At 57.2% G+C, this 23,311-nt stretch carries 22 protein-coding genes and 1 pseudogene; 18 read left to right on the top strand and 5 right to left on the bottom strand.

Going from position 1 to position 23,311, the window contains the following annotated elements:
- Positions 1-75 precede the first annotated feature (75 nt).
- On the bottom strand, positions 76-384 hold the full coding sequence (locus HAQ05_RS20940) for a hypothetical protein (protein ID WP_190424138.1): 309 nt from the start codon (positions 382-384) through the stop codon (positions 76-78).
- Between the two features lie 873 nt (positions 385-1,257).
- On the opposite strand from HAQ05_RS20940, the gene HAQ05_RS20935 reads away from it, so the two are divergent.
- The 13 genes from HAQ05_RS20935 (at position 1,258) to HAQ05_RS20875 (ending at position 10,266) form a co-directional block, all read left to right on the top strand.
- Positions 1,258-1,878: a S24 family peptidase gene (locus HAQ05_RS20935; protein WP_420825786.1), complete on the top strand. Its 621-nt coding sequence runs from the start codon at positions 1,258-1,260 to the stop codon at positions 1,876-1,878.
- A gap of 123 nt (positions 1,879-2,001) precedes the next feature.
- Positions 2,002-2,313 carry a helix-turn-helix transcriptional regulator gene (locus HAQ05_RS20930; protein ID WP_190424136.1) on the top strand — a complete coding sequence of 104 codons (312 nt, stop codon included), beginning with the start codon at positions 2,002-2,004 and terminating at the stop codon, positions 2,311-2,313.
- 114 nt (positions 2,314-2,427) lie between these two features.
- Positions 2,428-2,652, top strand: a complete 225-nt coding sequence (locus HAQ05_RS20925) for an Arc family DNA-binding protein (protein ID WP_190424134.1) — start codon at positions 2,428-2,430, stop codon at positions 2,650-2,652.
- Positions 2,649-3,365 carry a hypothetical protein gene (locus HAQ05_RS20920; protein WP_190424131.1) on the top strand — a complete coding sequence of 239 codons (717 nt, stop codon included), beginning with the start codon at positions 2,649-2,651 and terminating at the stop codon, positions 3,363-3,365. The genes HAQ05_RS20925 and HAQ05_RS20920 overlap by 4 nt, the downstream gene beginning before the upstream one ends.
- The gene (locus tag HAQ05_RS20915; RefSeq protein ID WP_190424129.1) at positions 3,362-3,532 is read left to right on the top strand and encodes a hypothetical protein; all 171 of its coding nucleotides are present in this window, start codon (positions 3,362-3,364) and stop codon (positions 3,530-3,532) included. The genes HAQ05_RS20920 and HAQ05_RS20915 overlap by 4 nt, the downstream gene beginning before the upstream one ends.
- 3 nt (positions 3,533-3,535) lie before the next feature.
- On the top strand, positions 3,536-4,090 hold the full coding sequence (locus tag HAQ05_RS20910; protein WP_190424127.1) for an HNH endonuclease signature motif containing protein: 555 nt from the start codon (positions 3,536-3,538) through the stop codon (positions 4,088-4,090).
- The gene (locus HAQ05_RS20905) at positions 4,080-4,325 is read left to right on the top strand and encodes a hypothetical protein (protein ID WP_190424125.1); all 246 of its coding nucleotides are present in this window, start codon (positions 4,080-4,082) and stop codon (positions 4,323-4,325) included. Before HAQ05_RS20910 ends, HAQ05_RS20905 begins: the two co-directional genes overlap by 11 nt.
- Positions 4,322-4,747, top strand: a complete 426-nt coding sequence (locus HAQ05_RS20900; RefSeq protein WP_190424123.1) for a hypothetical protein — start codon at positions 4,322-4,324, stop codon at positions 4,745-4,747. The genes HAQ05_RS20905 and HAQ05_RS20900 overlap by 4 nt, the downstream gene beginning before the upstream one ends.
- Positions 4,744-4,989, top strand: a complete 246-nt coding sequence (locus HAQ05_RS20895) for a hypothetical protein (protein ID WP_190419139.1) — start codon at positions 4,744-4,746, stop codon at positions 4,987-4,989. The genes HAQ05_RS20900 and HAQ05_RS20895 overlap by 4 nt, the downstream gene beginning before the upstream one ends.
- On the top strand, positions 4,973-5,725 hold the full coding sequence (locus HAQ05_RS20890; protein ID WP_190424121.1) for a hypothetical protein: 753 nt from the start codon (positions 4,973-4,975) through the stop codon (positions 5,723-5,725). The genes HAQ05_RS20895 and HAQ05_RS20890 overlap by 17 nt, the downstream gene beginning before the upstream one ends.
- A gap of 158 nt (positions 5,726-5,883) precedes the next feature.
- Positions 5,884-7,074: a tyrosine-type recombinase/integrase gene (locus tag HAQ05_RS20885; RefSeq protein WP_190424119.1), complete on the top strand. Its 1,191-nt coding sequence runs from the start codon at positions 5,884-5,886 to the stop codon at positions 7,072-7,074.
- A 101-nt stretch (positions 7,075-7,175) separates the two neighbouring features.
- Positions 7,176-8,723 (top strand): P-loop NTPase family protein, encoded by a 1,548-nt coding sequence (locus HAQ05_RS20880; RefSeq protein ID WP_190424117.1) that lies wholly within the window; start codon positions 7,176-7,178, stop codon positions 8,721-8,723.
- A gap of 286 nt (positions 8,724-9,009) precedes the next feature.
- Complete coding sequence (locus tag HAQ05_RS20875; protein ID WP_190424115.1) at positions 9,010-10,266, top strand: integrase domain-containing protein; 1,257 nt, start codon at positions 9,010-9,012, stop codon at positions 10,264-10,266.
- A 164-nt stretch (positions 10,267-10,430) separates the two neighbouring features.
- Here HAQ05_RS20875 and HAQ05_RS20870 read toward each other — a convergent pair whose 3' ends face one another.
- The 4 genes from HAQ05_RS20870 to HAQ05_RS20855 form a co-directional block, all read right to left on the bottom strand.
- Positions 10,431-13,907 (bottom strand): DEAD/DEAH box helicase family protein, encoded by a 3,477-nt coding sequence (locus HAQ05_RS20870; RefSeq protein WP_190424113.1) that lies wholly within the window; start codon positions 13,905-13,907, stop codon positions 10,431-10,433.
- A 50-nt stretch (positions 13,908-13,957) separates the two neighbouring features.
- Positions 13,958-15,805, bottom strand: coding sequence for a DEAD/DEAH box helicase (locus HAQ05_RS20865; protein ID WP_190424111.1), 1,848 nt, complete (start codon positions 15,803-15,805; stop codon positions 13,958-13,960).
- Positions 15,806-15,939: 134 nt separating this feature from the next.
- Positions 15,940-17,094: a restriction endonuclease subunit S gene (locus HAQ05_RS20860; protein ID WP_190424108.1), complete on the bottom strand. Its 1,155-nt coding sequence runs from the start codon at positions 17,092-17,094 to the stop codon at positions 15,940-15,942.
- An 8-nt stretch (positions 17,095-17,102) separates the two neighbouring features.
- The gene (locus HAQ05_RS20855; RefSeq protein WP_190424106.1) at positions 17,103-18,587 is read right to left on the bottom strand and encodes an N-6 DNA methylase; all 1,485 of its coding nucleotides are present in this window, start codon (positions 18,585-18,587) and stop codon (positions 17,103-17,105) included.
- 518 nt (positions 18,588-19,105) lie between these two features.
- On the opposite strand from HAQ05_RS20855, the pseudogene HAQ05_RS28785 reads away from it, so the two are divergent.
- The 5 genes and pseudogenes from HAQ05_RS28785 to HAQ05_RS20835 form a co-directional block, all read left to right on the top strand.
- A pseudogene (locus HAQ05_RS28785) lies at positions 19,106-19,281 on the top strand (integrase); the annotation flags it as partial.
- 1,030 nt (positions 19,282-20,311) lie between these two features.
- Entirely contained in the window at positions 20,312-21,712 is a 1,401-nt protein-coding gene (locus HAQ05_RS20850) for a YfjI family protein (RefSeq protein ID WP_190424104.1), read from the top strand.
- The gene (locus HAQ05_RS20845; protein ID WP_190424102.1) at positions 21,696-22,046 is read left to right on the top strand and encodes a hypothetical protein; all 351 of its coding nucleotides are present in this window, start codon (positions 21,696-21,698) and stop codon (positions 22,044-22,046) included. The genes HAQ05_RS20850 and HAQ05_RS20845 overlap by 17 nt, the downstream gene beginning before the upstream one ends.
- Positions 22,033-23,013 carry an integrase domain-containing protein gene (locus tag HAQ05_RS20840; RefSeq protein WP_190424100.1) on the top strand — a complete coding sequence of 327 codons (981 nt, stop codon included), beginning with the start codon at positions 22,033-22,035 and terminating at the stop codon, positions 23,011-23,013. Before HAQ05_RS20845 ends, HAQ05_RS20840 begins: the two co-directional genes overlap by 14 nt.
- Positions 23,010-23,285, top strand: coding sequence for a hypothetical protein (locus HAQ05_RS20835; RefSeq protein ID WP_190424098.1), 276 nt, complete (start codon positions 23,010-23,012; stop codon positions 23,283-23,285). Before HAQ05_RS20840 ends, HAQ05_RS20835 begins: the two co-directional genes overlap by 4 nt.
- The last annotated feature ends 26 nt before the right edge of the window (positions 23,286-23,311 follow it).

Here is a 23,311-nt window from a genome sequence, read left to right as displayed (position 1 = left end):
CGACGATTGTCGGCTGTGGTTCGCGGGGCTTCGGGACTGAACGAAGCGCATCGGCAGCCTTGAGAGATTCCAGCGTCATTCTTCGTCCTCCCCACGCAGAGCGAACCAAGCGCCACGGGAAAGCGCAGAAGACATCGAGCTAAGCAGGCCGAGTGCGCGGACCTCAGCCAAATACGCGACTTCGCCGTTGTTGATCGCATCACCCAAGCGGTCGCACAGTTGCTCAACCCCATCAGAGATATCGGCTGCCAAGTAAAGGCCAACCCTGAGATCAAGGCCCGCTTCAATGTAAAGGCTCTCCGTACTGATGCCGCCGAACTCAAGACGTCCAAGCGTTGGTAGTTGCAGCGAGGGCTGCGTTTTGGTATTTTCAGGGCGTGACATAGCGTCACCTCATTTCGAAAGATGATGTAGCAAACTCCACTGCCAGGTGGAGGACCTAGAACCCGCTGCCAGGCGGGTTTTGCTTTTCTGGATATCCAAAAAAGCTAATGGCTATTCAGCACCATTGTGCGGACTAACCACTGTACATATCCACACGGCTTTCCGGCGCTGAACCGATGGTGCGCATCGCTGTAAGATGGCCTTCATTCAGAGCGTGATAAGCGCGAGCTGATTGGTTGCGAATCCACTCAGCGGAAATTGAGCCAGAGCTACCGGCGGCCAGTTGTTCGGCGTAACAGGTTTCACCAGTATGTTCTGTGCGCGGTAATCGCCCGGCCGCTACCCACTTATTGATCGCGCGGCTTGAGACACCACACAAGCGGGCCGCAGCTGCGACGCCGCCAACGGCTGAGACAGCCCTTTTGATAGGGTTCATAATCAGTACCAGTAAGGACCATAGGTACACTTTAAGAAGGAACTGACAGTACCGTCAAGTGAAGGCAAAATGGACTCATGGTTACCAAGAAGACTTCATACGCTTCGTTCTCAGATCGTCTACGCGCGTTAATGCAGACCTCTGGTTACGACGGATACGGCGCAGTTGCGAAATTAGCTCGCGATATGGACGTCACCCCCAAAGCCGTCGCAAAGTGGCTTGACGGCACTGCTCATCCCACAAATCAGAGGCTTCTCAGCCTGGCCAAGCTCCTCAAGGTCAAAGCGTCGTGGCTTCTGTGGGAGATTGAGGATGATAAATTCAATGATGCTTTTTATGCCGATCGCACCCCGATTGATAGGGAGGTGATTGCTAGCGATTACGGGCTTGGAGGAGATTTAGACGACGCCGGCTTCAATGGTGCAGGTGACCGAGATCTGGAGCGCGTGAGTGGTGTTGATGCGCCTAGAAGTGATTCTGAGCTAAGTGATCCGGTCGACAGAGGGGCAAGACCCAGGATAATGCGTCGTCGAAAACCTGCTTCAGATAATGATACTGAATTGCCATTAGTACCTTTCCAACCTGATATCATCCCGATAAGCGAGTGGGACGATGACACGCCTGTTGATGATGATGAGGTGGAGATTCCATTCCTGCGCGAAGTAGAGCTGTCAGCAGGGAGTGGAAGGACAGTGATCAGAGAGAGCAGTCGGGCTAAGCTTCGTTTTGGGAAAATGACTCTCAGAAAGCATTCGGTTCAATTTGACCAGGCCGTTTGCGTACCTGTGCACGGAAATTCAATGGAGCCAGTCCTACCGGACGGAAGCACAGTTGCTATCAACAAGGGGGCGACGACCGTGATCGATGGGAAAATTTACGCTTTAGCTCACGCAGGACAGCTACGCGTGAAGACCCTTTATCGATTGCCTGGAGGCGGGATTAGGCTTAGAAGCTTCAATCGAGAAGAGCATCCTGACGAGGAATACAGCGCCGAGCAGATGCGTGATTCTGAGATAGTGATACTGGGCCGGGTCTTCTGGTCTGCCACTTTTCACTGAGATGGATTCTACGAAAAGCGCCCACGGGCGTTTTTTTTCGCCCAAAAAGCGTACCATTGGTACTTGACACGAAAGATCCCCCGGTCCATTCTTTGCGAAAACCACGAACCAATGGTACGCAAAATGAACCAGATGATTATCTCAGGCCCCTGGGTTGGCTTCCTCGGTAAGGGACTTGCCGAACGTGAGCTCTCCTGTGTGCTTGCTGTGGCGTCTGGTCATACCGACAAGGAGATTGCAAAAATGGATGGCCTATCACCTCGATCCATCAAGGGCCGCATTGAGTCGGCCATGTTCAAACTGGGCGTGTTCAAGCGCTCTGCTCTGGTCGCAGAAGCTATTCGGTTGGGCCTGATCGGTTTCTCCACCGGCACGTTCCCCACCCCAGAACCTCACGACGAAACCAAAACCACTCAAGGCATCTTGATCGCCTGACGCGCCAGGGCGTCAGTGCGGTGGGCATCTGGTGGTGCCCAGCCCAGTGACACCCACAACCATTTTGCGAAAGCCATAAATCGCGGCCGGGGATCGGCTTGCCTGGAGAAAGCCATGCAGAACAGCGGATACAACAGCCGTTTAGCTGACAAATTTGTCGTGCGGTTTCCTGACAACGTCCGCCAGATGGTGGAACAACAAGCCTTGGATTCGGGGCGCTCGATGAATTCCGTCATGGTCGAAGCGATCAAGGAGTACCTGAACGGCCGTCAGCGCAAGGCTGCGTTGCTGGATGCTCTGGAGGCGGCGCTGGAAAGCGCCAAGGCTGGCCAGCCATGAAGCGCCGCGAAATCTCCCCCGCTGCCCTGCCTGCCATCGGCCATCCGCTCGCTGGTGGGTTCTTTGCCGGCCGGCTGTACTTCAATGGTGCCGAACATGCGCTGATCGACGCTGGCCAGGACTTCGAATGCGAGGCGCGCTGGTGGGACCACGACGGCCCACGCCCGCGCATCCATGGCGCCACCTGCCGTTACGACGGGCTGGCCAACACCCTGGCCATGGCCAACGAAGGCAGCACCATCGCCAAGAAGGTGTTGAGCATGAACGTCCGCGGCACCTGGGGATGGTACATCCCGTCGATTGAAGAACTGCAGCTGATGCGCACGAACCTGCTGCAACTGCCGGATTGGTTCGAAGGGCCCGCGCGCAAGCCCCAGGGGTTCCAGTGTTCGCACGACTACTGGTCCAGTACCCAGAAGAACCACGCCGCCACCGCCTGGTGCATGACGATGATGCCCTGGTGCGTGCCGGATTCGAACTGGGTATCGGGCAGCAAGGGCATCCGGCCGGTGAAGTCGCTGGTCATCAAGCCGGAGGCCTTCATTCACGCGCCACATTTTGACGATTTGCAAATCGTGGCGCGCACCTTCACCGGACTGACCGACAGCGACAAGGTGGCCCAGGTCGTCGAGCGGTTCGTGAACGAAGATTCAGGCCGGTTTTACGGGCGCACCGATGAGTTGGTGGCGGCACTGGCTGAGGTGCGGTCATGACCCTCGCTCAGCGCCTGTTGCTGCTGTGGCAAGCCTTACAGCGCCCCGAAACCACCTTCGCCGACGTGGTGGCCCTGGCCCAGGCCTGCGACCTCAACCCCGGGGTGGTGCTGCGCAATCACTTTCAAATCCAGCGTGACATCGCGCTGGCCAGCCTTGAGGCCTAGATCATGGCCAAGCGGATTGTGAAGAAATGGACGGAAGTCGAGGACAAAGTGCTCCGTGAGCATTATTCGAGCAGCACCAAGCTGGAAATCCTCGCCCTATTGCCCGGCCGTTCTGACGCGGCAATTGGCTGCAGGGCCTGCGCTTTCGGGTTGAAAAAGGATCCCGCCGTTCGATCCGAGCAATCTCGGGCTGCGTTCGCTGATACGTGTGCGCGTCTAGGTCGGATGCCCGGCAGATGCGACCGCCCTATTGGCGCTACTCATCGAAAAGGCAGGTACACGCTGATCAAGATTGCTCAGCCAGACGTTTGGAAACCGTTGCACATCCACACGTGGGAGATAGCCCACGGACCGGTCCCGGAAGGCATGCAGGTTTCCGCCAGAGATGGGAATCCTCGAAACGTATCGCCTGACAACCTCTGCCTACGAACTCTGGGCGAAATTCACCTACGTACCCATTCCAGATACCGGGGCCTGCCCGAGGAAGTCCTGGACGTGCTGCACCTGCAGAACGAGATCCGCAAAACTATCAAGAGGAAACGCGGCAATGAAAAATAAGCTGTCGGATCTGCGCGACCACCTGTTCGTGGCGTTGGAAAACCTGGCTGACGCCGAAGGTGAAGATCTCGAAAAGGCCGTCAAAAAGGCCGATGCGGTAAGCAACGTGGCCAAGGTTATCGTCGATAGTGCGCGTGTTGAGGTCGAATACATGCGCCACGTAGGCGGCCTATCTGAGGGTAGCGCCTTCATCGAATCGAAGCCGGCGATCGAGAAGAAGGGTGCGCGACCATGACCCGTGACACGCAACCCAGCGGCATGGTCGTGCTGCCGCTTAGCTTGATCGTGCGCTGGCGTGCTGGCCAGCTCACGGCAACCGACAGCGCCGTGATCGGCAAAGCAATTGATGATCCGCTTGCTCCGCTGCCCCTCATGGCCGACCTGAACGTCGAGCTCGAGCGTACGGCCATGAGCGACGACAAAGCCCACTTTGCCGACCCCTGGTTTTGGATCTGCGTGCGCGAGTCCATCGAGGCCGGGCTCATTCAGGAATGGCTGCGCTTGACCGGGCACCGCCTGGCGCGCAGCGATATCGAGCGCATGGTCGATGAAGCCACCGGCTACGCCGATGATGTGGCCCGCGAATACTTGGCGCACGTAAAGCAGGTGATTTACGACATCGTGCCGCATCCGGCGGCGCCAGGGGTGACGCCATGAAAACGCACACTGCCCACACCAACATCACGACCTACACCGCCACGGTGTCCGAAGCGGATGTCACGCGCGCCTTGTGCGGCCTGCTGGCCCAACTGCACGGGTTGAACTTGGACGAGCCAGGCGTGCGTATCCGTGGCTATCACAGCTCGGAAGATACCTCGACTGGCTACAAGCACTTCTGGAAGATCGAGGTGATCGTGGACCATTCTCTGGAGGCACGCCCACATGCAGATGAAGCCTAAGCATGCCGAACGGTTGCAAGAGATCGCTGCGCTTCCCCACTTGAGCCCACGAAGCCAACTGATCATTGCTCGGCGGATGGCCAGGGTGTACGTGGCCGAAACAGAGTGGGGCAGCAGCCTGCTTAACGCCGCCCTGAGGAAGGCAAAAGCTGGGTTGCCATTCACCGAGAAGCGAGTGGCGCACCTCAAAGAAATGCGCGAAGAGCTGCGTGACGACTATGGCAGCAGCATGGTCGACCTGGCCGACTGGCTGTATTCGGTCGACCGCGACATCACAGCCCTTTATGGTTTCGATGGGATATGCGACCTATTGGAGGTGAACCCTGTACACCGGGCGGAAGTGCTCGAGTACGCCGAGGACAAATCCAGGGCGATATCGGCGATTGCCTTCGTTTCCGGCCTTGAGGAAAGCGCCAGCAGGCAGTCGGGCCGTCATCCCGCTGATTGGAAGGATGGCCCACTGTTCAACCTCTTCATGCGCAAATTCCAGCAACTGATGCTGGATGAGCCCAACGCGCTCCCCGACCCATTCGCGCCCGGCGGGCCGTTCTACGGCGTGCCGACCTATCACCAGCACCCGGACGGCACCATGGTACGCGCCACCCCGGCGTTGACCGTGCATGACGGCGCCGAAGCTAAGGTGGTGGCCAGCCGGCAGGGGCGGCGGCACAGCGCGCCATCTCGCACCGGTGTGACGGTTTCGAGCATTCACCCAAACCTGACCCGTCAGGAGTAGGCCATGCGCTACATGACCGTGAAGAAGTTCGCAGCCGAATCTGGCTACTCGGAAGATGCTATCCGCTCCAAGATCCGCGACGGAATCTGGCGGCTCGGCGAAGTATGGAACAGGGCGCCGGATGGCCGGACGATCATTGATGTGCAGGGGTATGAGAGATGGGTAGAGATGGGCGGGGAGTTCGGGCGGTCTCCGATTCGAGCATCGAAATCACGTTCATGTATCGGGGCGTCCGGTGCCGCGAGCGCATCACACTCAAGCCCACCGCCACTAATCTGAAGAAGGCCGAACAGCACAAGGCTGCGATTGAGCACGCGATCTCGATCGGCACATTCGACTACGCAGTGACCTTCCCGGGCTCGCCCAGGGCGGCGAAGTTTGCGCCCGAAGCGAGCCGCGAAACGGTGAACGGCTTCCTGACCAGGTGGCTCGCGGCCAAGAAGAAACACCTCGCGAGCAGCAGCTTTGATGGGTACCGCAAGATCGTCGAGCTGCGCCTGATCCCTGCCCTCGGCCATCACATGCTGGTCGATCTCAAGCGAAAGATCATCCGCGACTGGCTGGATGCGCTGCAGGTCGGCAACAAGACCTTGAGCAATATCCAGAGCTGCCTGCGCTCGGCGCTGAACGACGCATGTGATGAGGAGCTGATCGAGCTCAATCCGCTGGCTGGCTGGACCTACTCCCGTAAGGAGGCGCCGCCAAAGGATGACGACGTCGACCCGTTCGCGCCGGAAGAACAGACCGCGATCCTCGCTTCGCTGCAGGGCCAGGCTCGCAATTTGGTGCAGTTCGCGTTGTGGACGGGACTGCGCACAAGCGAGCTAGTAGCGCTGGATTGGGGCGACGTGGACTGGCTCCGCGGCGAGGTGATGATCACGAAAGCGATGACCCAGGCAGCAGGTGGCATCGCCGAGGTGCCCAAGACGTCCGCCGGCCGACGGAGCGTCAAACTGTTGCGCCCTGCCCTTGAGGCATTGAAAGCCCAGAAGGGGCACACGTTCTTGGCCGGTGGCGAGATATTCCAGAACCCGCGCACCCTGGTGCGTTGGGCTGGCGATCAGCCGATCAGGAAGACGATGTGGATGCCTGCAATGAAGAAGGCCGGTGTTCGATATCGCAGGCCATACCAGACTAGGCACACCTATGCATCGATGATGCTCTCTGCTGGCGAGCATCCGATGTGGGTTGCGAAGCAAATGGGGCATACCGACTGGACCATGATTGCTCGTGTGTATGGTAGGTGGATGCCCCTTTCGAACGTAGATGCAGGTAGTAAAGCCGAAGGTGCCTTTGCTTCCGGCAGCTGCATCGATGCTCGACCGTCTAAATCTGAGGCTTCACGATGAAAGTCTTCTCCAGCCTGATCTTGACGGACCTTCTCAAAAAACTGTGGAACCCAATGGTAGAGAGAGGTAGATTGCCCTCTCAAACAAGGAAGGATTTACGCATGAAACGAGCAGACATGGATGGACTTCGTGAGGTGATTTCAGAAAATCTCCGCGTTCAATTGGGCAATGCACCTCTTGACTACGTCAGTGTGGGTACTGCACTGCAAGATGCTAAATCGAGGCAGAACCATGCGATATTTGCTCGTCGAGGATGCGGTAAGACGCTTCTTCTGCATCATTCGTCCCGGACGCTGAAACCTGATCTTAAAAGCGTATATCTTAATTGTGAAGATTTTAAAAGACATTCATTTCCAAATGTCCTTATCGAAATTCTTGCATCTATATTCCGAGAACTAGATCGAAACCTTACGGGATGGTTCGGAAAAAAGAGAGAACTCAAGAAAATCGTTTCCGAAATACTTGAAAAACTGCGCGAACTTCAAGTTTCCGCCGACATTCAAGACGAACAAATAAAGAGGAAAAATAGCTCAGAAGGCACTGCTACCTTAGAGGCTGGCTTTGATATCGACCATGTTAAACTAGGTGGCAAGAACGAGGCGAAGGAACGGGAAGAGACAGAGCGATCTTTCAGCATTCACACTGAAAAACTTCAAGAGCTAGACCGATGGCTGCCACGACTAAAAGAGTATCTTCGAGATATCTTCAAACAGTCTAGGGTTGTGAAGGGACTACTACTACAAATTGATGACCTGTATCACCTCAAGAGGACAGATCAAGCGTTTGTGGTAGATTATGTCCATAGGCTGTGCAAAGATCTTCCTATTTACTTCAAAATAGCCACTTTGCGACACTCATCCACTCTGTACGTAGACAGAGAGGGTCAGCCAATCGGTGCACAAGAGCGGCACGACTATCAGCCTATCGATATTGATTATACATTTAGTAACTTTAAAAAAACCGAAGACCAAAACAGGGCAATTCTCGTACAATTTGGCGAGCAAGCTGGATTGAAACCTCAAGATATAGAGGGGTTATTTAAGGGCGAAGGGTTTGCCCGGTTGGTTATGGCCGGCGGAGGTGTACCTCGTGATGTTCTCTCTTTATTCCTTGAGTTATTAAACGACGTAGATGTTGACGGCACAAAAAAAATCGGGAAAGACGAAGTAAGGCTTTTATCGAGAAACAACTTCGAACGAAAAATTGAAGAACTGAAGCAGGATTCTAAAGCAGACGAGCAAGACGACCTAATTAAAGGCATCTATTTAATACGCACATTCTGCCTTGATAAAAAAAGCAATATTTTCGTAATTGAAGAGCGCATCTTACAGCAAAATGACACTTGGCGCGCCTTGATATATCGCCTGTTGGATTACAGAATAATTCACAACTGCGGTACGGCGCTGACACACAAGTCAGTCCCAGGGACGTATCAAGCATTTGCAGTAGACATCGGATCATACGCGCACTTCAGAAAGCTAGAAAAAAGATTTAATGAAATAGACGTCTCAGATCCAGGAGCTAAAGAGAGAATGCGGTCAGCACCTATTTTGGAACCTATCAAGCTCGATGGTCTTTTGGGAAGTCTACCTGCCAATCTAGAACAGTCCCTACTGGAAGAGGACGGGGAAGAGTTTGAAGATCAATAATGAGGCGCAACCAAAAATGACAGCTTTATGACAGCCTTCGCGCCACAAGCCGCGTAAGCTGGGCATAAGACGGGGGTTCAAATCCCCCCGGCTCCACCACTTCAACATCAAAAGACGTCCACGGACGTCTTTTTTTGTGCCTGAAATCCAGTGAAATCAAGGGTTTAAGAGCTACTGGGCTCCGCAGAGGGTTTTTGAGTTCCAGCCACATTGGTATTCCCATTGGTATTCCCGGCTACCCAGCGCTAATCTTGGGAATACCAAAAGTTGACATGGAGTACTTCTCATGTGCGCTCAAACCGCCCGCCTCTCGGACCGTCAGCTCAAGGCTGTCAAACCCAAAGACAAGGACTACGTCCTCACCGATGGTGACGGGCTTCAGCTCCGCGTCCGGGTCAATCGCTCGATGCAGTGGAACTTCAACTACCGGCATCCCGTTACCAAGAATCGAATCAACATGGCGCTCGGCTCCTATCCCGAGGTTTCTCTGGCGCAAGCCCGGAAGAAAGCGGTTGAGGCCAGAGAGCTACTCGCGCAGGGCATCGACCCCAAAGCTCAGCGCAATGAGCTGGAGGCGGCCAAACGAGCGGAGACCGAACACACGTTCGAGAATGTGGCCACCGCCTGGTTCGAGCTGAAGAAGGACTCGGTCACGCCGGCGTATGCTGAAGACATCTGGCGCTCACTCACACTGCACGTTTTTCCGAGCATGAAATCGACACCGATCTCGGAAGTCAGCGCACCGATGGTGATCAAGCTCCTTCGCCCAATCGAAGCCAAAGGCAGCCTGGAAACAGTGAAACGGCTGAGCCAACGGCTCAACGAGATCATGACCTACGGGGTCAACTCCGGAATGATCTTCGCGAATCCCCTCAGCGGTATCCGGGCGGTATTCAAGAAGCCGAAGAAAGAGAACATGGCTGCGCTTGCACCTGATGAGCTTCCGGAGCTCATTCTGGAAATCGCGAATGCCAGCATCAAGCGGATCACTCGCTGTCTGATCGAATGGCAACTGCACACGATGACCCGTCCTGCCGAGGCGGCTACCACCCGATGGGTAGACATCGACTTTGACAAACGCATCTGGACCATCCCGCCGGAGCGCATGAAAAAGCGTCGTCCCCACACCATCCCGCTGACCGAACAGGCACTCGCGTTACTGGAGGCGCTCAAGCCCCTCAGCGGCCACAGGGAATACGTGTTCCCGGCAGATAGAAACCCGCGCACCCACGCCAACAGTCAGACTGCCAACATGGCGTTGAAACGCATGGGCTTCCAGGACCGCTTGGTCAGCCACGGCATGCGCTCCATGGCCAGCACCATCCTGAACGAGCATGGGTGGGATCCGGAGCTGATCGAAGTCGCGCTGGCGCATGTCGACAAGGACGAAGTCCGAAGCGCTTACAACCGAGCTGACTACATCGAGCGCCGACGTCCGATGATGGCTTGGTGGAGTGAGCACATCCAGAAAGCGGCCACTGGCGACCTGTCGGCATCTGCGATCAATCAAACCAGGGAGCACAACGTCGTGCCGATACGGTGAGCGCTCACCTGTTGGCGACAGCGGCGACACCGGCGACAACCTGCGTGATCCGTGGCGTGCAGCATGGCGACAGAAATGGCGACTGTCGCCACTCGCTTAGTCAAATGCTACAGGCCCCGACGCCAGTGCAAACCAGGCAGTGCCCATTATTGAGTCAGTCGCCATCAAGCGGCCGCACTGCGTTTGATTGCGGTGATCACCGAAATGATCGCGTTGGCATCAGCGTCGCCAAACGCACCGTCTAATCCCTCATGATGCAGTGCGGTAAACGGCGGCTCGTAGAGTTGGCCCGGCTCCATTACGCCCTGCCGAGTGAGACGCTCAATAATCATTTCAACAAAACGAATCTGCTGACTGCTGTAGCGGTTCTCGTCGAGGAATTGACCGAAAGCCTCTTTTGCGGCGTTACGGTCCAAGCCTACCAATGAGCGGATCAACAGAGTCAGCGGCTGGTCAGCGCCATAGCACTGTTCGAATTGCTCGCGACTCTGAACCGGTTCCGACTCGTAGACAAAATGCTCCAGCTCGCTCAGGTCGCTCGGTGTCAGCGGCCGGTTGAATTTGAGCTTGGCGATTGCCACGTGATTCTCGTTGCCACGGATATAGGCTTCGACCTTTTTCTTGTACTGCTCCAGATTGATGCCAGTGTTGAAATCCTTCAGGTTGACCACCGTCGCTTCGCCAATTTCGTCGCTCAGCACGCTATAAACGGGGTTGCTCGGGCGGCGTTCGATAAACTTGATCAGCTCGCGCATCTTGCGCCGCAGTTGCTCAAGCATCGGCAAGCGGATGTCCTGCCAGTACTCGTCGGTTTGCACGTCCTGAAGCAACGCCAGCTCAGCATGCACTGCCGGAATGCTGTCCATCACTTCTAGCTGGCTGGCCAGCTCGACCACCTTATCGCGATACGTCACGAAGTCGCTGGTCGAGCGCACTAACGCCAGCTGTAAATTCAGGCACAGGAGATCGAACAACTTGGCGGTGATGTGCTCAGGAGCGCGCTCACTCGGCAAGCCGGCGACGTGACTGCGCAGATCACCCAGCGCCGCATCATCCAGCGCATTCCAAACTTCACGCTCGGCAAAGCGGGTTACGTGCTCAAGTTCGGTACGCACGATGAAGTTGTCCTTATTCATCGCCGCGACTTCGTCGTGCAGCTCGTCGGTCAACTCCGTGCGCAGCTCGACAAAGGCATCGTACCGGCCTCTGGTTTCCGCCAGATCACCAGGCTCGCGAACGTCCTTCGGCGCTAACAACGACAGCAGATCCAGCCGCGCTTTGAACAACCGCTTGCCTAGCGGTTCGGCCGTACCGCCCAAAGCGCCTTTAGGGTTTTCGTTGAAGTATTCGAAGTTGGCGCAGAAATCGAAGATGGCGAACTCGCGCTTGTGCACACCCGGCGCAAACAGGTCCGGGCATAGGCGCGTGCCGCGGCCGATCATCTGCAAGAACTTCACCTTTGAGCGAACGGCCTTGAAGAACACTAAATTCAGCACCTGTGGCACGTCGATGCCGGTATCGAGCATATCCACAGAAATGGCGATCTGCGGCTGCTTGTTCAGCTTGCTGCTGAAGTCATCGATCAGGGTCTGCGCATAACTCACCGCATGGGTGATAACCCGGGCAAACTCACCCTTAAAGTGCGGGTAATGATGATTGAAGCGCCGGGCGATAAAATCGGCGTGCTTTTGGTTCACTGCAAAAATAATGGTCTTGCCGAGCTTGTCGCCACCCTCCACTGTCAGGCCATTTTGCATCAAGTGCTTTAGCATCAGGTCAACGGTTGGCTCGTTGAATAGCTGCTTGTTGACCTCAGACGCTAGCACCTCAGTAGGTGCATCACCTTCGGCACTGTAATCGCCCCAATCCAGCGACTCCCAGTGCTCTTTCTCATCATCGCTGAGCTGGTCGTAACGGATGCCTTCGCGAACAAACTTGATCGGCACCGAATAAGCCTTAGGCGGCACCAGATAACCATCATCCACCGCTTCACTCAGGCCGTAGGCATCGGTCGGCACACCGGTTTCCAGACCGAACAGGTGATAGGTATCGCGATCCACTTCGTCACGCGGGGTAGCGGTCAGGCCCACTAGATAACTGTCGAAGTAACGGAAAATCGCGCCGTACTTCTGGTAAACACTGCGGTGCGCCTCGTCGATCACGATCAGGTCGAAATGGCCAACGCCGTACTTGCGACGGTCGCCCTCCATCTGGTCGATCAACCCCATCATGGTCGGATAGGTGCACAGATACACCCGACCTTGGCCATTTTTGTCGGTAACAAGATTGACAGGACTGGAGTCCGGCAGGAACTCCTTGAAGGCATTTGCGGCTTGTTTTACTAGGGCTACCCGGTCAGCCAGAAACAGCACACGTTTGACCCAGTTGCCGCGCATCAACAGCTCGATCAGGGCAATCGACATCCGCGTCTTGCCAGTGCCGGTGGCCATGGTTAGCAAACCGGCGCGGCGGCCCTGACTCAGTGATTCGGTCATCGCTCGAATCGCCCGGTGTTGATACGCCCGCTCAACAATCTCGCTATTGATCGGCAGTTCGCGCAAGTCGGTTTGCAGGCTACGCCGCTGAATCGCCAACTCCAGCTCATCGCGGGTGTAAAAACCCTGAACTTCGCGTGGCGGCGCACGGCGGTCGTCCCACAGCCAGGTGTGGTTACCGTTGCTGTAAAAAATCAGCGGACGCCCGCCCTTCTCGATTTCCAGGCAATCGGCGTACAACTTGGCTTGCTGCTGTCCCACGTCCGGGTCTTTCAGGCTGCGCTTGGCTTCTACCACCGCCAACGGTTTGCCGTTGGCGCCCCACAGCACATAATCGACAAAACCCTCGCCTTGCCCGTTGGGCATGCCACTTACCGGTACTTCGGCGTCAGCGTTTTTGCCCAATTCCCAACCGGCCTCGCGCAGCAGCACATCGATAAACAAACGGCGAGTGTCGGCCTCGTCGTAATCATGGTTATCCGGTACTGCGATATTGGTCTCTTTGGCTTGGGCCAGCGCCGCACGGGTGGCAACCAATTCAGCATCCAGTCGCGCCAACAGCGATTCGCGCTCACTTAGGCTTGCGGCTTGCTCGGCAATCGCCGCTTCGCGGGCTTCAAGGGTGCCGTGCTGAACTGCAATCTGTTGCTGGAATGTGACTTCCTGCTTTTTCAGTTCCGCACGAGTAAAGGCTGCTGCCTCGCTAACGCTGACCAACTGCGGCACACGTTTTTCGTCGAACGCGGCATCAATGCTTTTCGGGTCACTGGCGCGGGTGTAAGTACGCGCCACCCAGAACAGCAAATGAAACAGCTCGCGAACAAGCTTCATCGCATCGCTGTAGCCAATCGGCTGATTGGCATGCACCGCCTGATTGCCAAACTTCTGAATCAAGCGCGCCTTCTGATGGATCTGTGGCGGCAGCAGGCGTACAAATTCCACCTGAGTCAGCAGCAGATTCAGGCCGTTGTCGTAAGGCATGCGCAGGTCGCGGTCATGCTCGTACAGCCAATGCACCGCCTGCTCCAGCGCATGCCGAGTACGCATGCAGCAGGCACGCGGGTCGGAATACACCAGTTGTTCCGCGCCCTTGGCCGGCTCAAACAGGGTTTTGAATTCGGGGATAAGAAATTCAAAGTTGCTCATATCAACCGACTGCCTTCTGAGAGTCCATTTCATCCAGGTGCTGACGCACGTTACCGATTGAATCCTGAATCCTGAATCCTGCGGGTAAAGCTGGAGGGCTCGCGATAGGTCATTACCAGCCGATCAATCGCGCGGGTCATGGCCACGTACAGCAAGCGAGCCTCGTCGGCTTCGTCTTCGCCCTTCTTCGGCATTTCCCCCAGGTTGGGGATCAGCACCAAGCCGAATTCCAAGCCCTTGCTCGAGTGCATGCTGACGATCTTGACTGCATCCTCGCTGCCATACAACGTGCTTCTGCCCTTGGCTGATTGGCCAGAGGCGAAGGCGATGCCGGCCTCGCTCAAAGCCCGCTCAATGCGCTGGGCTTGGGCGGTACTGCGATAGATCACCGCCATGTCGTCCAGCGCGCGGCCCTGGCCTTGCTCGTCGCGGATGCGCTCAACGATGCAGTTGTGTTCCTGCCAATCCGACTCACAACGCAGCAGCTCTGGGAACGCGCCACGGCGACCAGCGCTTTGCGGCGCAACGATGGGCACGCCATCCTCGGCGGCATCGCGGGCGGTCAGCAGCTCGATGGCAAAGGCCCGCGCCACCGAAAGCACCTCCACGGTATTGCGGTAATTCAAACGCAGAATGGTGGTACGGCCCTGGGCCTGTACGCCGACGCTGGCGAAGCTGAAATCCAGCGAGCTTTTACCGCCCTTGCCGCGATAGATCGACTGCGCATCGTCGTACAGCACCAGCAGCGAATTGCTCTCCGGGTCGATCATCTGCACCACCAGTTTGAACCACGCAGGCTGGAAGTCATGGCCCTCGTCGATCAGCACCGCCGCGTATTGCGCACGGGGGATTTGCCCACGGTCGACGCCATCAATGGTGTTCTCCACCATCTGCGCCATCTTGGCGTTGATCGACAGCTTTTGGTCCGGGAGGTCGACGTTAAAGGCCGTGAGCATGTCCGAGCACCAGGCGTGGAAATTGCGCACCACCACCTTTTCGCTCAGGCCACGCTCGGCCAGCACTTGTTGCAGGCGGCCGGCCAAGGATTTGTTGTAGCACAGCACCAGCACGGGCTTGCTCGACACCTGCGCCAGGTGCGCACAGCGATAGCCCAGAATCATGGTCTTGCCGCTGCCAGCCGCGCAGTGAATGACCCTATGGCCCTCGCCCAGCGAACGCGCCAGTTGCTCCTGCTGCAAGTCCATGACTTTGATCAGGCTTGGCAATGGAGCGTCCTGTTCGGCGAACAACCCGAACTGCCCCGGCAGCGCATTGACCCGCACCACGGGGTACAGGTGATAACGCACGCGGTCGATCTGCGGCAGGCTCAACTGGCAGGGGAAGACATGGTGGAACATATCCCACAGCCGTTGCTGGAAGGCTTCGGCGTCCAACGTCTCGGTCATTTCATCCTGGAACAGCACCTGTTGCGGGTTGAGCACCTCGGCCAGATCGGTGCCCTCGAACTGTTTGCGGGTAATCGCGGTCATTACCACGCCCCAGCCATAGGGCATGATCAAGTTGCCGGCACGTGGCGAACCGGCGGGCTGCTTTAGCGCAGGGTCCTTCTGCAACATCATGACCACTTCCATGGCGTAGGCCCGCGCTTGCATCATCGGGTTCTTCTGGGCTTTCAGCAGGCCATCGGCAAAGATCTTCGCCTGGCCGCGATCCATGCTCTGGATGGTGTCCAGCTTCCAATCCTTGACCTCCAGCACCAGCACCCCACGCAGCGGATGCATCAGCACAAAATCCGGTTGCAAGGCTTTTGGCCCCACCGGGATATTGAACCAGCACAGATAGTCGTCTTCGAGCTTCTTCTCCAAGCGCTCGGCCAAGCGGCGTTCGCCAGAGGTGTCGAAGCGGCAGGTGGTGCGGGCGGGGAAGAATTGAGCCATATGAGGTTGCCTGTTCCTTGGCGTGCTGGTGCGCTGGTTATGACTTAGTTCGCAGGGTGGCTGACACTCTGTTCATTCACCATGACGACGCCCGGTGGATCGATAACACGTGATCCACCCGGACTAATAGTTGCTCAAGGGAATAATTTTCCGCTGAACGCCTGACCTTGTATGGAAAAAAACAATGAATCCGTTAGTTTTTCCGCTTCTAGTAATTCAGCATGGCGTTTCGCTACATTGTTGGCGACTTTCTCGAACTGATTTTGGAGAGCTATTGGCGGAACCAATACCCTCAATGCACGAATTGGCGCTTGAAACAAATTGGCCTGGCTGGATGATTTGGCACTCATCAGCATTTGGCCCTGCAAGTAAGGCGTCCTGAGTTGATGCTCCATAAAAGTCGGTGTTACCAATGCAGGATCCAGTTTGACCAATGCTGCGCTACGTACAAGCACAAATGGAAGATCAGTTCTGACTACTGAAACACGCCCAATCGAGCCGGAGCAAGAAATCAGAATATCGCCCTTTTTTGGCTCGCAACGCTTACGCAATCGCTCGTACTCCTCCTGACCTACAAAGTCCGTATTAGTAAACTTCAAAGACCCCATCAGCACATTACGAGCTGAAAGCAGTGGGATTCCATGCGTCGTTCTTTCAGGGGTGTGATGTGCACCATCGGTAACTTGAGTCGCGACATCGCCGAGCGGCTTAACAATAAATTTATTCGGATTCGTCACCGGGTCACCGAACATTTCCAGAAATACGGATTGCAGCAGTTGATCGAGCTTAGCGATGGCTTCGCGGCGCTTGGCGCGCAGCGCGTCGGCCTTGTCCAAAATCGCCGCGATACGGCGCTGTTCGGGGAGTGGCGGGAGCGGAATTTTGATCTTCGCGACTTCTGCGGGACGCGCTCGCAACAAAGAGCCACCAACACCCGCTACAGTGTTCATAAATTTGGCGTTGAAGTCGTCCGACACAAGCACTTGACGAAGATAATTCGGGAAGACGCGCTCGCTACGAAAAACGATCCACTCACCGGAGGCAATCTGCCTTCTTCCCGATGATGCCCCGACAACCGATGCTCGCCTGATATGCGGAATAATCTTCGAGATCATAACGTCGTTCGGCTGCACAACTTGCTTGGAGGAACCTATCTGGCTTCCATTTACAAAATCCGGCCGCCCAGCATCAAAGGCCGGAATGCTGTGCAGTTCAAACTCTTCATCAACGAATTTTGCTGGATTGACAGAGCCATTTCGTCTGACCATTAGTTCGTCGAGTTCGACCATTTCAGTCGTCACTTCAGCATCCCCTCCAGCTCATCCATCCCCCGCATAATTTCCGCCTCAAGCACCTTCAACTCGGCCAGAATTTTCTGCGGCGCTTCGTGCTGAACTTCCTCGTAGACCACTTCCTTGTAGCGGTTGATCGACAAGTCATAGTCGTTGCCGACGATCTCCGCCTTGGGCACCAAAAAGCTTTGCGCAGTGCGGTCGAGGCCTACGGTGGTATTACGCTTTTGCCAGCGGTCAAGGATGTCGGGCAGGTTGTTAAGTTCGTGCTTGCTCGCATCCAGCTCGTTGCGCTTGTCGTCCAGCGAGAAGCCGTCAGCCTGCATGTTGTAGAACCAGACGTGGTTGGTGCCGCCGGAGTTGGTTTTGGTGAATAGCAGAATGGCGGTGGACACCCCGGCATAGGGGCGGAACACGCCGGAGGGCATAGAGACGATGCCGTCCAGCTTGTGGTCTTCCACCAGCATCTGCCGTAGCGCCTTGTGTGCCTTGCTGGAGCCGAACAATACGCCGTCCGGGACGATCACCGCCGCACGGCCACCGGCCTTCATCAGGCGCAGGAACAGGGCGAGAAACAACAGCTCGGTCTTTTTGGTTTTAACGACTTGCTGTAAGTCTTTGGCGCAGGCCTCGTAATCCAAGCTGCCGGCAAACGGCGGGTTGGCCAAAATCAGACTGAACTGGCCTTCGACGCCAGCATGGCCCTCGCTGAGCGAGTCGCGGTTTTCAATCGCCGGGTTTTCCACGCCGTGCAGCAGCATGTTCATCGACCCGACGCGGAGCATGGTGCTGTCGAAGTCGAAGCCGTGGAAGGTGTCGTGGTTAAAGCGTTTGGCGCTGGCCGCGTCCTGGTATAGCTCGTGGCTATGGTGGGTGTTGAGGTATTCGGCAGCCGTCACCAGAAAACCAGCAGTGCCGCAGGCCGGGTCACAAATGGTGTCTGACGGCTTGGGGGCCATCATCTCGACCATCAATTTAATGATGTGCCGGGGCGTGCGGAACTGACCGTTCTGCCCAGCACTGGCGATTTTTCCGAGCATATATTCGTAGAGATCGCCCTTGGTGTCGCGGTCTTCCATAGGGATGGCGTCGAGCATATCCACCACCTTGACCAGCAGCGCCGGGTTGGGAATGGTGAAGCGCGCATCCTTCATGTGCCCGGCGTAGGTGGACTCCCCGCCCTCACCGCCCAACGACTTGATAAAAGGGAACACCTCGTCGGCAATCAACGTGTACAGACTGGCCGGATCACCCAGCGCCTTGAATGCTGCCCAGCGCAAGTGCGCCTGGTAGGGGCTGAAAATCGGCTTATCGATTGGCTGCCCGGTGCGCGCGGCCTTACGCTCTTTAACCGTCTGCAGCTCGTCGAGGCGTTTGATAAACAGTAGGTAGGTCATCTGTTCGATGACTTCCATGGGATTGGAAATACCGCCGCTCCAGAACGCATTCCAGATCTGGTCAACTTGGGATTTGATAGCGCCTGTGATCACTGTCTATAACTGCCTGAATTGAATAATGGATTACTGCCCGGCGCAAGCGATGCTTCGGGCAATAGACCAAACCGGGAAAGCGCCGGCCTGGCAAGGTGTACGCAGTGTAACGGTTAGCGGGTGAGGCCGTCAGGTATGCTGCACTTTGGCCAGCAACATGTGCGCTAGATATTTGCTAGTGGCTCAAGGTGGCTGAGCACAGCTGGGCCATAGCCGTGTGCTGCGGCTAACAGATGCTTTGCCAAAGCTCCTCGGACTCGCCAACTGCTACGAAGCGTTCGGCAGAAAACACATCTGCGAACAATGGGCCCTGATTATCCTCGTCCGCCTGGGCTATCAGCCGGAGAAGATGCTTAACATCACGCAGAATGACCTCAAGCCTTTCACGGGATACCACCCTGAACCCATCGACTGACTGCCCATCAAGCTCTATGGACGTGTCGACGATTCAGGCATGCCGGCCCGCTTCAGGATACTGGCCATGCTAGCCCAACCTGGGGCGCGGGTCTTGATCAGACATGGCGCATGTCGACAAAGACGTAGCCCGAAGAGCCTACAACAGAGCGGACTACATCGACGCCGGCATCAGATGATGGATTGGTGGAGTGAGCACATCCAGAAAGCGGCCACTGGCAGCCTGTCGATAGCTGCCATCAACGGCACCAGGAACTGCAATGTCGTGCCGATACGGTGAGCGCTCACCGGGCGCCGCCGGTAATCGAAAATGACTTCACAGATGGAGTGATGGTTGATTTGGCGACAGCGGCGACACCGGCGACAACCCGCGTAATACCTGGCCTGCAGCATGGCGACAGAGATGGCGACTGTCGCCGTTACAAGTCTCGCTCTTGGGGCTTTTTCGGCCAAGCCCACGCGAGCGGGAAGGCTCCGCATTCCCGCTCGCGTGGGCTCACATTAAAACCCGACGAACGACCACCCGGCCATGGAGAACCACCGGGTTCCAAGGTCTTCCAGCACCACCGATTGGCGCAAGAGTAGCCCCCAAAATGCTGTTGACCGCGAGCAGAACGAGCGTTACACCAGAGCCTTACAAGCGCTGTCCTCGACAGCACCCAGGTAGCCAGAACCTTTGAGGCTACGCCACATCGTGGTGGTTCACCCCAAGTGCGATTAGCGTCCGGCGGCTCGCACGGTCACTACCCATGTGATGGATGCCTACTTCGACCAGAGTGCCCACTGCGGCAACTCATCCCCCTACCCAGCTGCCCTGCAGCAACTTATCCGCTTGGCCAATTCTTGCGCCAACCTGTTGCCCGTCTCTTTGCCCCCTAAAGAGACGGGCGCCTATCACACTGCTGCAGCCCTGCTCGCACGGGCCTTTGCGGCTTTCCCCCTCGTGACAATCGGCGTGACAAACACCGAATGCTCACTCACCACAGCGATGCCGATGATGGTGCCGCAGCCCATGAAATGGACTGCACCTGACTGACAGTCAGGCATGCCCCGGTCATCACATCACTGCCTTCACCTGACTCAGGATCTCGCGGCACCGGTCTCGTCAGCCAGTGCAGCCTCCACCCGCCCACCGCTATCGGTGTTCAGGAGGCCAGATCATGAGATGCCCAAGCTCCCGGCCGTAAAGAGCCGTCAGTCCCGCGTTAGTGGACAAACCTCACAGGTCGCAGGGGCCTTGATCCCTGGTAACACTCAACAACCGTGGCGGGATGAGTGAGGAGGAAGTCGATAATTTCAGGAGAAGTGCGATGCAACTGTGCGAAGCATTCGAGCCACCACAACCCTTGCTGGAATACCAGCAGGCGCCACTGCCCTACCCGGTCGAAGCACTCGGGGATCTGTTGGGCCCTGCGGTCGAACGACTGGCCGAGGTGATCGGCGTGCCCTGCGCCATGGCCGCTCAATCGGTGCTGGCCAGCGCTGCCCTGGTGAGCCAGGGTCATGCCAATGCCCAACTCGACGGTCGAACCTATCCGCTGTCCCTCTACCTACTGACGGTGGCGTCCTCGGGCGATCGCAAAAGCGCGGTGGATCACCTGGCACTGAAGGCGGCGCGCGAATGGGAACGACAGCAGTGGACCCTGTATGAGGAAAAGCTCAAAGCCTATCGCGCCGCTACCAGCATCATGGCCAAACCCAAAACCTCAAAAACAACCTCCGGGGCGGAAGGCAGCGAGATGTCCGAGCCGGTACCACCGAGACTGATCATTGCCGAGCCCACCATTGAGGCCCTGGTCAAAAGCCTGTGCCATGGTTTGCCCAGCATGGGTTTGTTCAATGATGAAGGTGGCCAATTCTTGGGTAGCAGCACCATGAGCAAAGAGAATCTGCTCAAGGCAATCACCACCTTGTCGCTGCTGTGGGATGGCAGCCCGATCGACCGGGCCCGCTCCATGGCCGGAGAAAGCCTGCGTGCCTATGATCGCCGCCTCAGTCTGCATCTGATGCTGCAGCCCTACCTGGCCAACCAGCTTTTCAAAGACCCGGTGATCAATGGCCAAGGCATCCTCGGCCGTTGCCTGATCAGCTGGCCCGAGCGCCTGGCCGGCCAACGGCTCTACAAGGCGATCGACCTGACCCGAGATGCCAAAATCCAGCGCTACCAACAGCGGATCACCGCCCTGCTGCAAAAGCCCTGGTCGCTTCACAAGGATAGATCACTCAATCCCGCCACGCTGGAGCTGACTCCCCGCGCCCGTCGTGCCTGGATCGATATTCACGACACCATCGAGTGCCAGTCTGGCGAGTTCGGCGAGCTGGCTGGCGTCCAGCCTGTCGCGAGCAAGGCCGCGGCGAATGTACTGCGTATCGCGGGCGTGTTGGCCATGGTTGAAGAGGCCAGTGCGTTGGACGAAGCACATATCCAGCGCGCCTCCACGCTGATGGATTACTACCTGGCCGAGATTCAGCGCCTGACCGAACAGGAGCCGGTCAATAGCCGACGCGGGGAAGCCGATCGGCTGCTGCGCTGGCTGGTGCAGAAAGGCTGGACCCACTTCACCATCCGCGACGTTAATCGCAACGGTCCTCGTTTTGCCCGCAAGAGCGCTGACCATACCGCCTCTTTATTGGTCGTGCTGATCACTCATCGCTGGCTGAGCAGCCGCGACGGAAAAACTTTCGAGGTGCGCCATGTTTCGCCTCAATGACGCCGTGCGCCACTACCAGGCGCAACATCAATCGCCGCCAGAATCGCGACGTGTCGCCGCTTCTGTCGCCACCCTGTCGCCACGCGCCAGGCCAGAAACGACGCGGGTTGTCGCCGCTGTCGCCGCTGTCGCCACACCACCCCTGGAGCCTACCCACCTCGCCCTGCTGATCGAGCAACTGCGTGAGGAAGGGGCAGTGCTGCAACACCACGAGAACACCCTCCTGATCCGCCCGACGCACTGGCGGCAGGTGGACAGGCTCAGCCCTCACTGGAAAGCCTTGCTGCTTTTTCTGCAAACCAACGAAAACGGTGATGACGATGACCTTGATTAGTCGGCGTGAGGGTCGCAACTTTGGCTATGGCCGCCAGCTGAGCTATGCCGGCCGACAAGCGCTCAAGGATTTGTTTGCCGGCGGCCACTTCGCCACGGTCAAAGCGCATAGCGATCGCTGGCATGCGTTCGTGCGTTGGTGTCGATCAGAGGACGGCCCCGGTTACAACGATGCGCGCCAGATCGATCGACGGACGCTACAAGACTACGCCGCGTATCTGCGCCAGCAGATCCAGCAAGGTGAACTCTGCATCGCTACCGCGCAGAACCGCCTGAGCAGCGTCAACCGCACCCTCGCTGCGCTGCGCGGTGATCAGGACGTGAGGATCGCCAGCCCGAGCCAGGCGTTGGGACAGAAGCGCTCGACCGTACGCACCCGCGCCCCGGATGGCCAAGACCACCAACAGGTGCGGCGAGTACTCGAGGCGCTGGGCGAACAACAACACCAACGGGTGGCCGCGATTGTTCTGTTGACCCGGGCAACCGGCATGCGCCTGCGCGAAGCGATCCTGGCTGACCTGCCACGCTTGCACCGCGAAGCCGAACACTTCGGCCGCATCAACATCCAGGACGGCACCAAAGGCGGCCGCTCAGGGGCATCAGCGCCGCGATGGGTTGTGGCCAATGAAGAGGTGAAGGCCGCGCTGCAGTTGGCTCGTCATGCGTCGCCGCCCCGCAGCCGCAACTTGCTGGCCCGAGACGAAAGCTACGCCGCGTTCCTGCAGCAGACCGTGCTCCCCGCCCGCGAAGTGATGCATGAACAAGGGCTGAAGGGTTTTCATGAACTGCGAGCAGCCTACGCCTGCGAGCGTTACGAACAGCTCACGGGCCACGCCGCGCCGGTCAATGGTGGTCACTGCTATCACATTGACCGCGACCTTGATCAACAGGCGCGGCAACAGATCAGCCTTGAGCTCGGGCATAACCGGATCGATGTGGTTTCGGCCTACATTGGAGGTCGGGCGTGAGCAAGCCGTTCGATATGACGCTGTTCCTGTGCGGCGAACTGAATGGCTCAAAGGTCACGCAGCAACGACACCTACGCCAAGCCCGGATCATGCAAGAGGCCATCCAACAGCGATGGCAGCGAGACAACCCCTGGACCTGGCAGCTCAAGCATGTGCGCTGGTTTTTCTCACAGCACCTGAAGAGTCACTCCGACGCCACACGGTATTACTATCGGCTCACCGCCCTATTGGTCTGGAAACGATTAGGGAACGACCGAGAATTGTTGATCTGACGCTCGAGTAGTCGTAGCCAGTACGT

Origin of the sequence: Pseudomonas typographi, from assembly GCF_014694385.1 — a bacterium.
In the GTDB taxonomy this organism is placed as follows: Bacteria; Pseudomonadota; Gammaproteobacteria; order Pseudomonadales; family Pseudomonadaceae; genus Aquipseudomonas; species Aquipseudomonas typographi.
This window is presented reverse-complemented; position numbering and strand designations above follow the sequence as displayed.

Bases quoted from the DNA above. Each gene is read 5' to 3' on its own strand.
- HAQ05_RS20940 (WP_190424138.1), bottom strand. From the start codon at position 384: ATGTCACGCCCTGAAAATACCAAAACGCAGCCCTCGCTGCAACTACCA.
- HAQ05_RS20930 (WP_190424136.1), top strand. From the start codon at position 2,002: ATGAACCAGATGATTATCTCAGGCCCCTGGGTTGGCTTCCTCGGTAAG.
- HAQ05_RS20925 (WP_190424134.1), top strand. From the start codon at position 2,428: ATGCAGAACAGCGGATACAACAGCCGTTTAGCTGACAAATTTGTCGTG.
- HAQ05_RS20920 (WP_190424131.1), top strand. From the start codon at position 2,649: ATGAAGCGCCGCGAAATCTCCCCCGCTGCCCTGCCTGCCATCGGCCAT.
- HAQ05_RS20915 (WP_190424129.1), top strand. From the start codon at position 3,362: ATGACCCTCGCTCAGCGCCTGTTGCTGCTGTGGCAAGCCTTACAGCGC.
- HAQ05_RS20910 (WP_190424127.1), top strand. From the start codon at position 3,536: ATGGCCAAGCGGATTGTGAAGAAATGGACGGAAGTCGAGGACAAAGTG.
- HAQ05_RS20905 (WP_190424125.1), top strand. From the start codon at position 4,080: ATGAAAAATAAGCTGTCGGATCTGCGCGACCACCTGTTCGTGGCGTTG.
- HAQ05_RS20900 (WP_190424123.1), top strand. From the start codon at position 4,322: ATGACCCGTGACACGCAACCCAGCGGCATGGTCGTGCTGCCGCTTAGC.
- HAQ05_RS20895 (WP_190419139.1), top strand. From the start codon at position 4,744: ATGAAAACGCACACTGCCCACACCAACATCACGACCTACACCGCCACG.
- HAQ05_RS20890 (WP_190424121.1), top strand. From the start codon at position 4,973: ATGCAGATGAAGCCTAAGCATGCCGAACGGTTGCAAGAGATCGCTGCG.
- HAQ05_RS20885 (WP_190424119.1), top strand. From the start codon at position 5,884: ATGGGTAGAGATGGGCGGGGAGTTCGGGCGGTCTCCGATTCGAGCATC.
- HAQ05_RS20880 (WP_190424117.1), top strand. From the start codon at position 7,176: ATGAAACGAGCAGACATGGATGGACTTCGTGAGGTGATTTCAGAAAAT.
- HAQ05_RS20875 (WP_190424115.1), top strand. From the start codon at position 9,010: ATGTGCGCTCAAACCGCCCGCCTCTCGGACCGTCAGCTCAAGGCTGTC.
- HAQ05_RS20870 (WP_190424113.1), bottom strand. From the start codon at position 13,907: ATGAGCAACTTTGAATTTCTTATCCCCGAATTCAAAACCCTGTTTGAG.
- HAQ05_RS20865 (WP_190424111.1), bottom strand. From the start codon at position 15,805: ATGGCTCAATTCTTCCCCGCCCGCACCACCTGCCGCTTCGACACCTCT.
- HAQ05_RS20860 (WP_190424108.1), bottom strand. From the start codon at position 17,094: ATGGTCGAACTCGACGAACTAATGGTCAGACGAAATGGCTCTGTCAAT.
- HAQ05_RS20850 (WP_190424104.1), top strand. From the start codon at position 20,312: ATGCAACTGTGCGAAGCATTCGAGCCACCACAACCCTTGCTGGAATAC.
- HAQ05_RS20845 (WP_190424102.1), top strand. From the start codon at position 21,696: ATGTTTCGCCTCAATGACGCCGTGCGCCACTACCAGGCGCAACATCAA.
- HAQ05_RS20840 (WP_190424100.1), top strand. From the start codon at position 22,033: ATGACCTTGATTAGTCGGCGTGAGGGTCGCAACTTTGGCTATGGCCGC.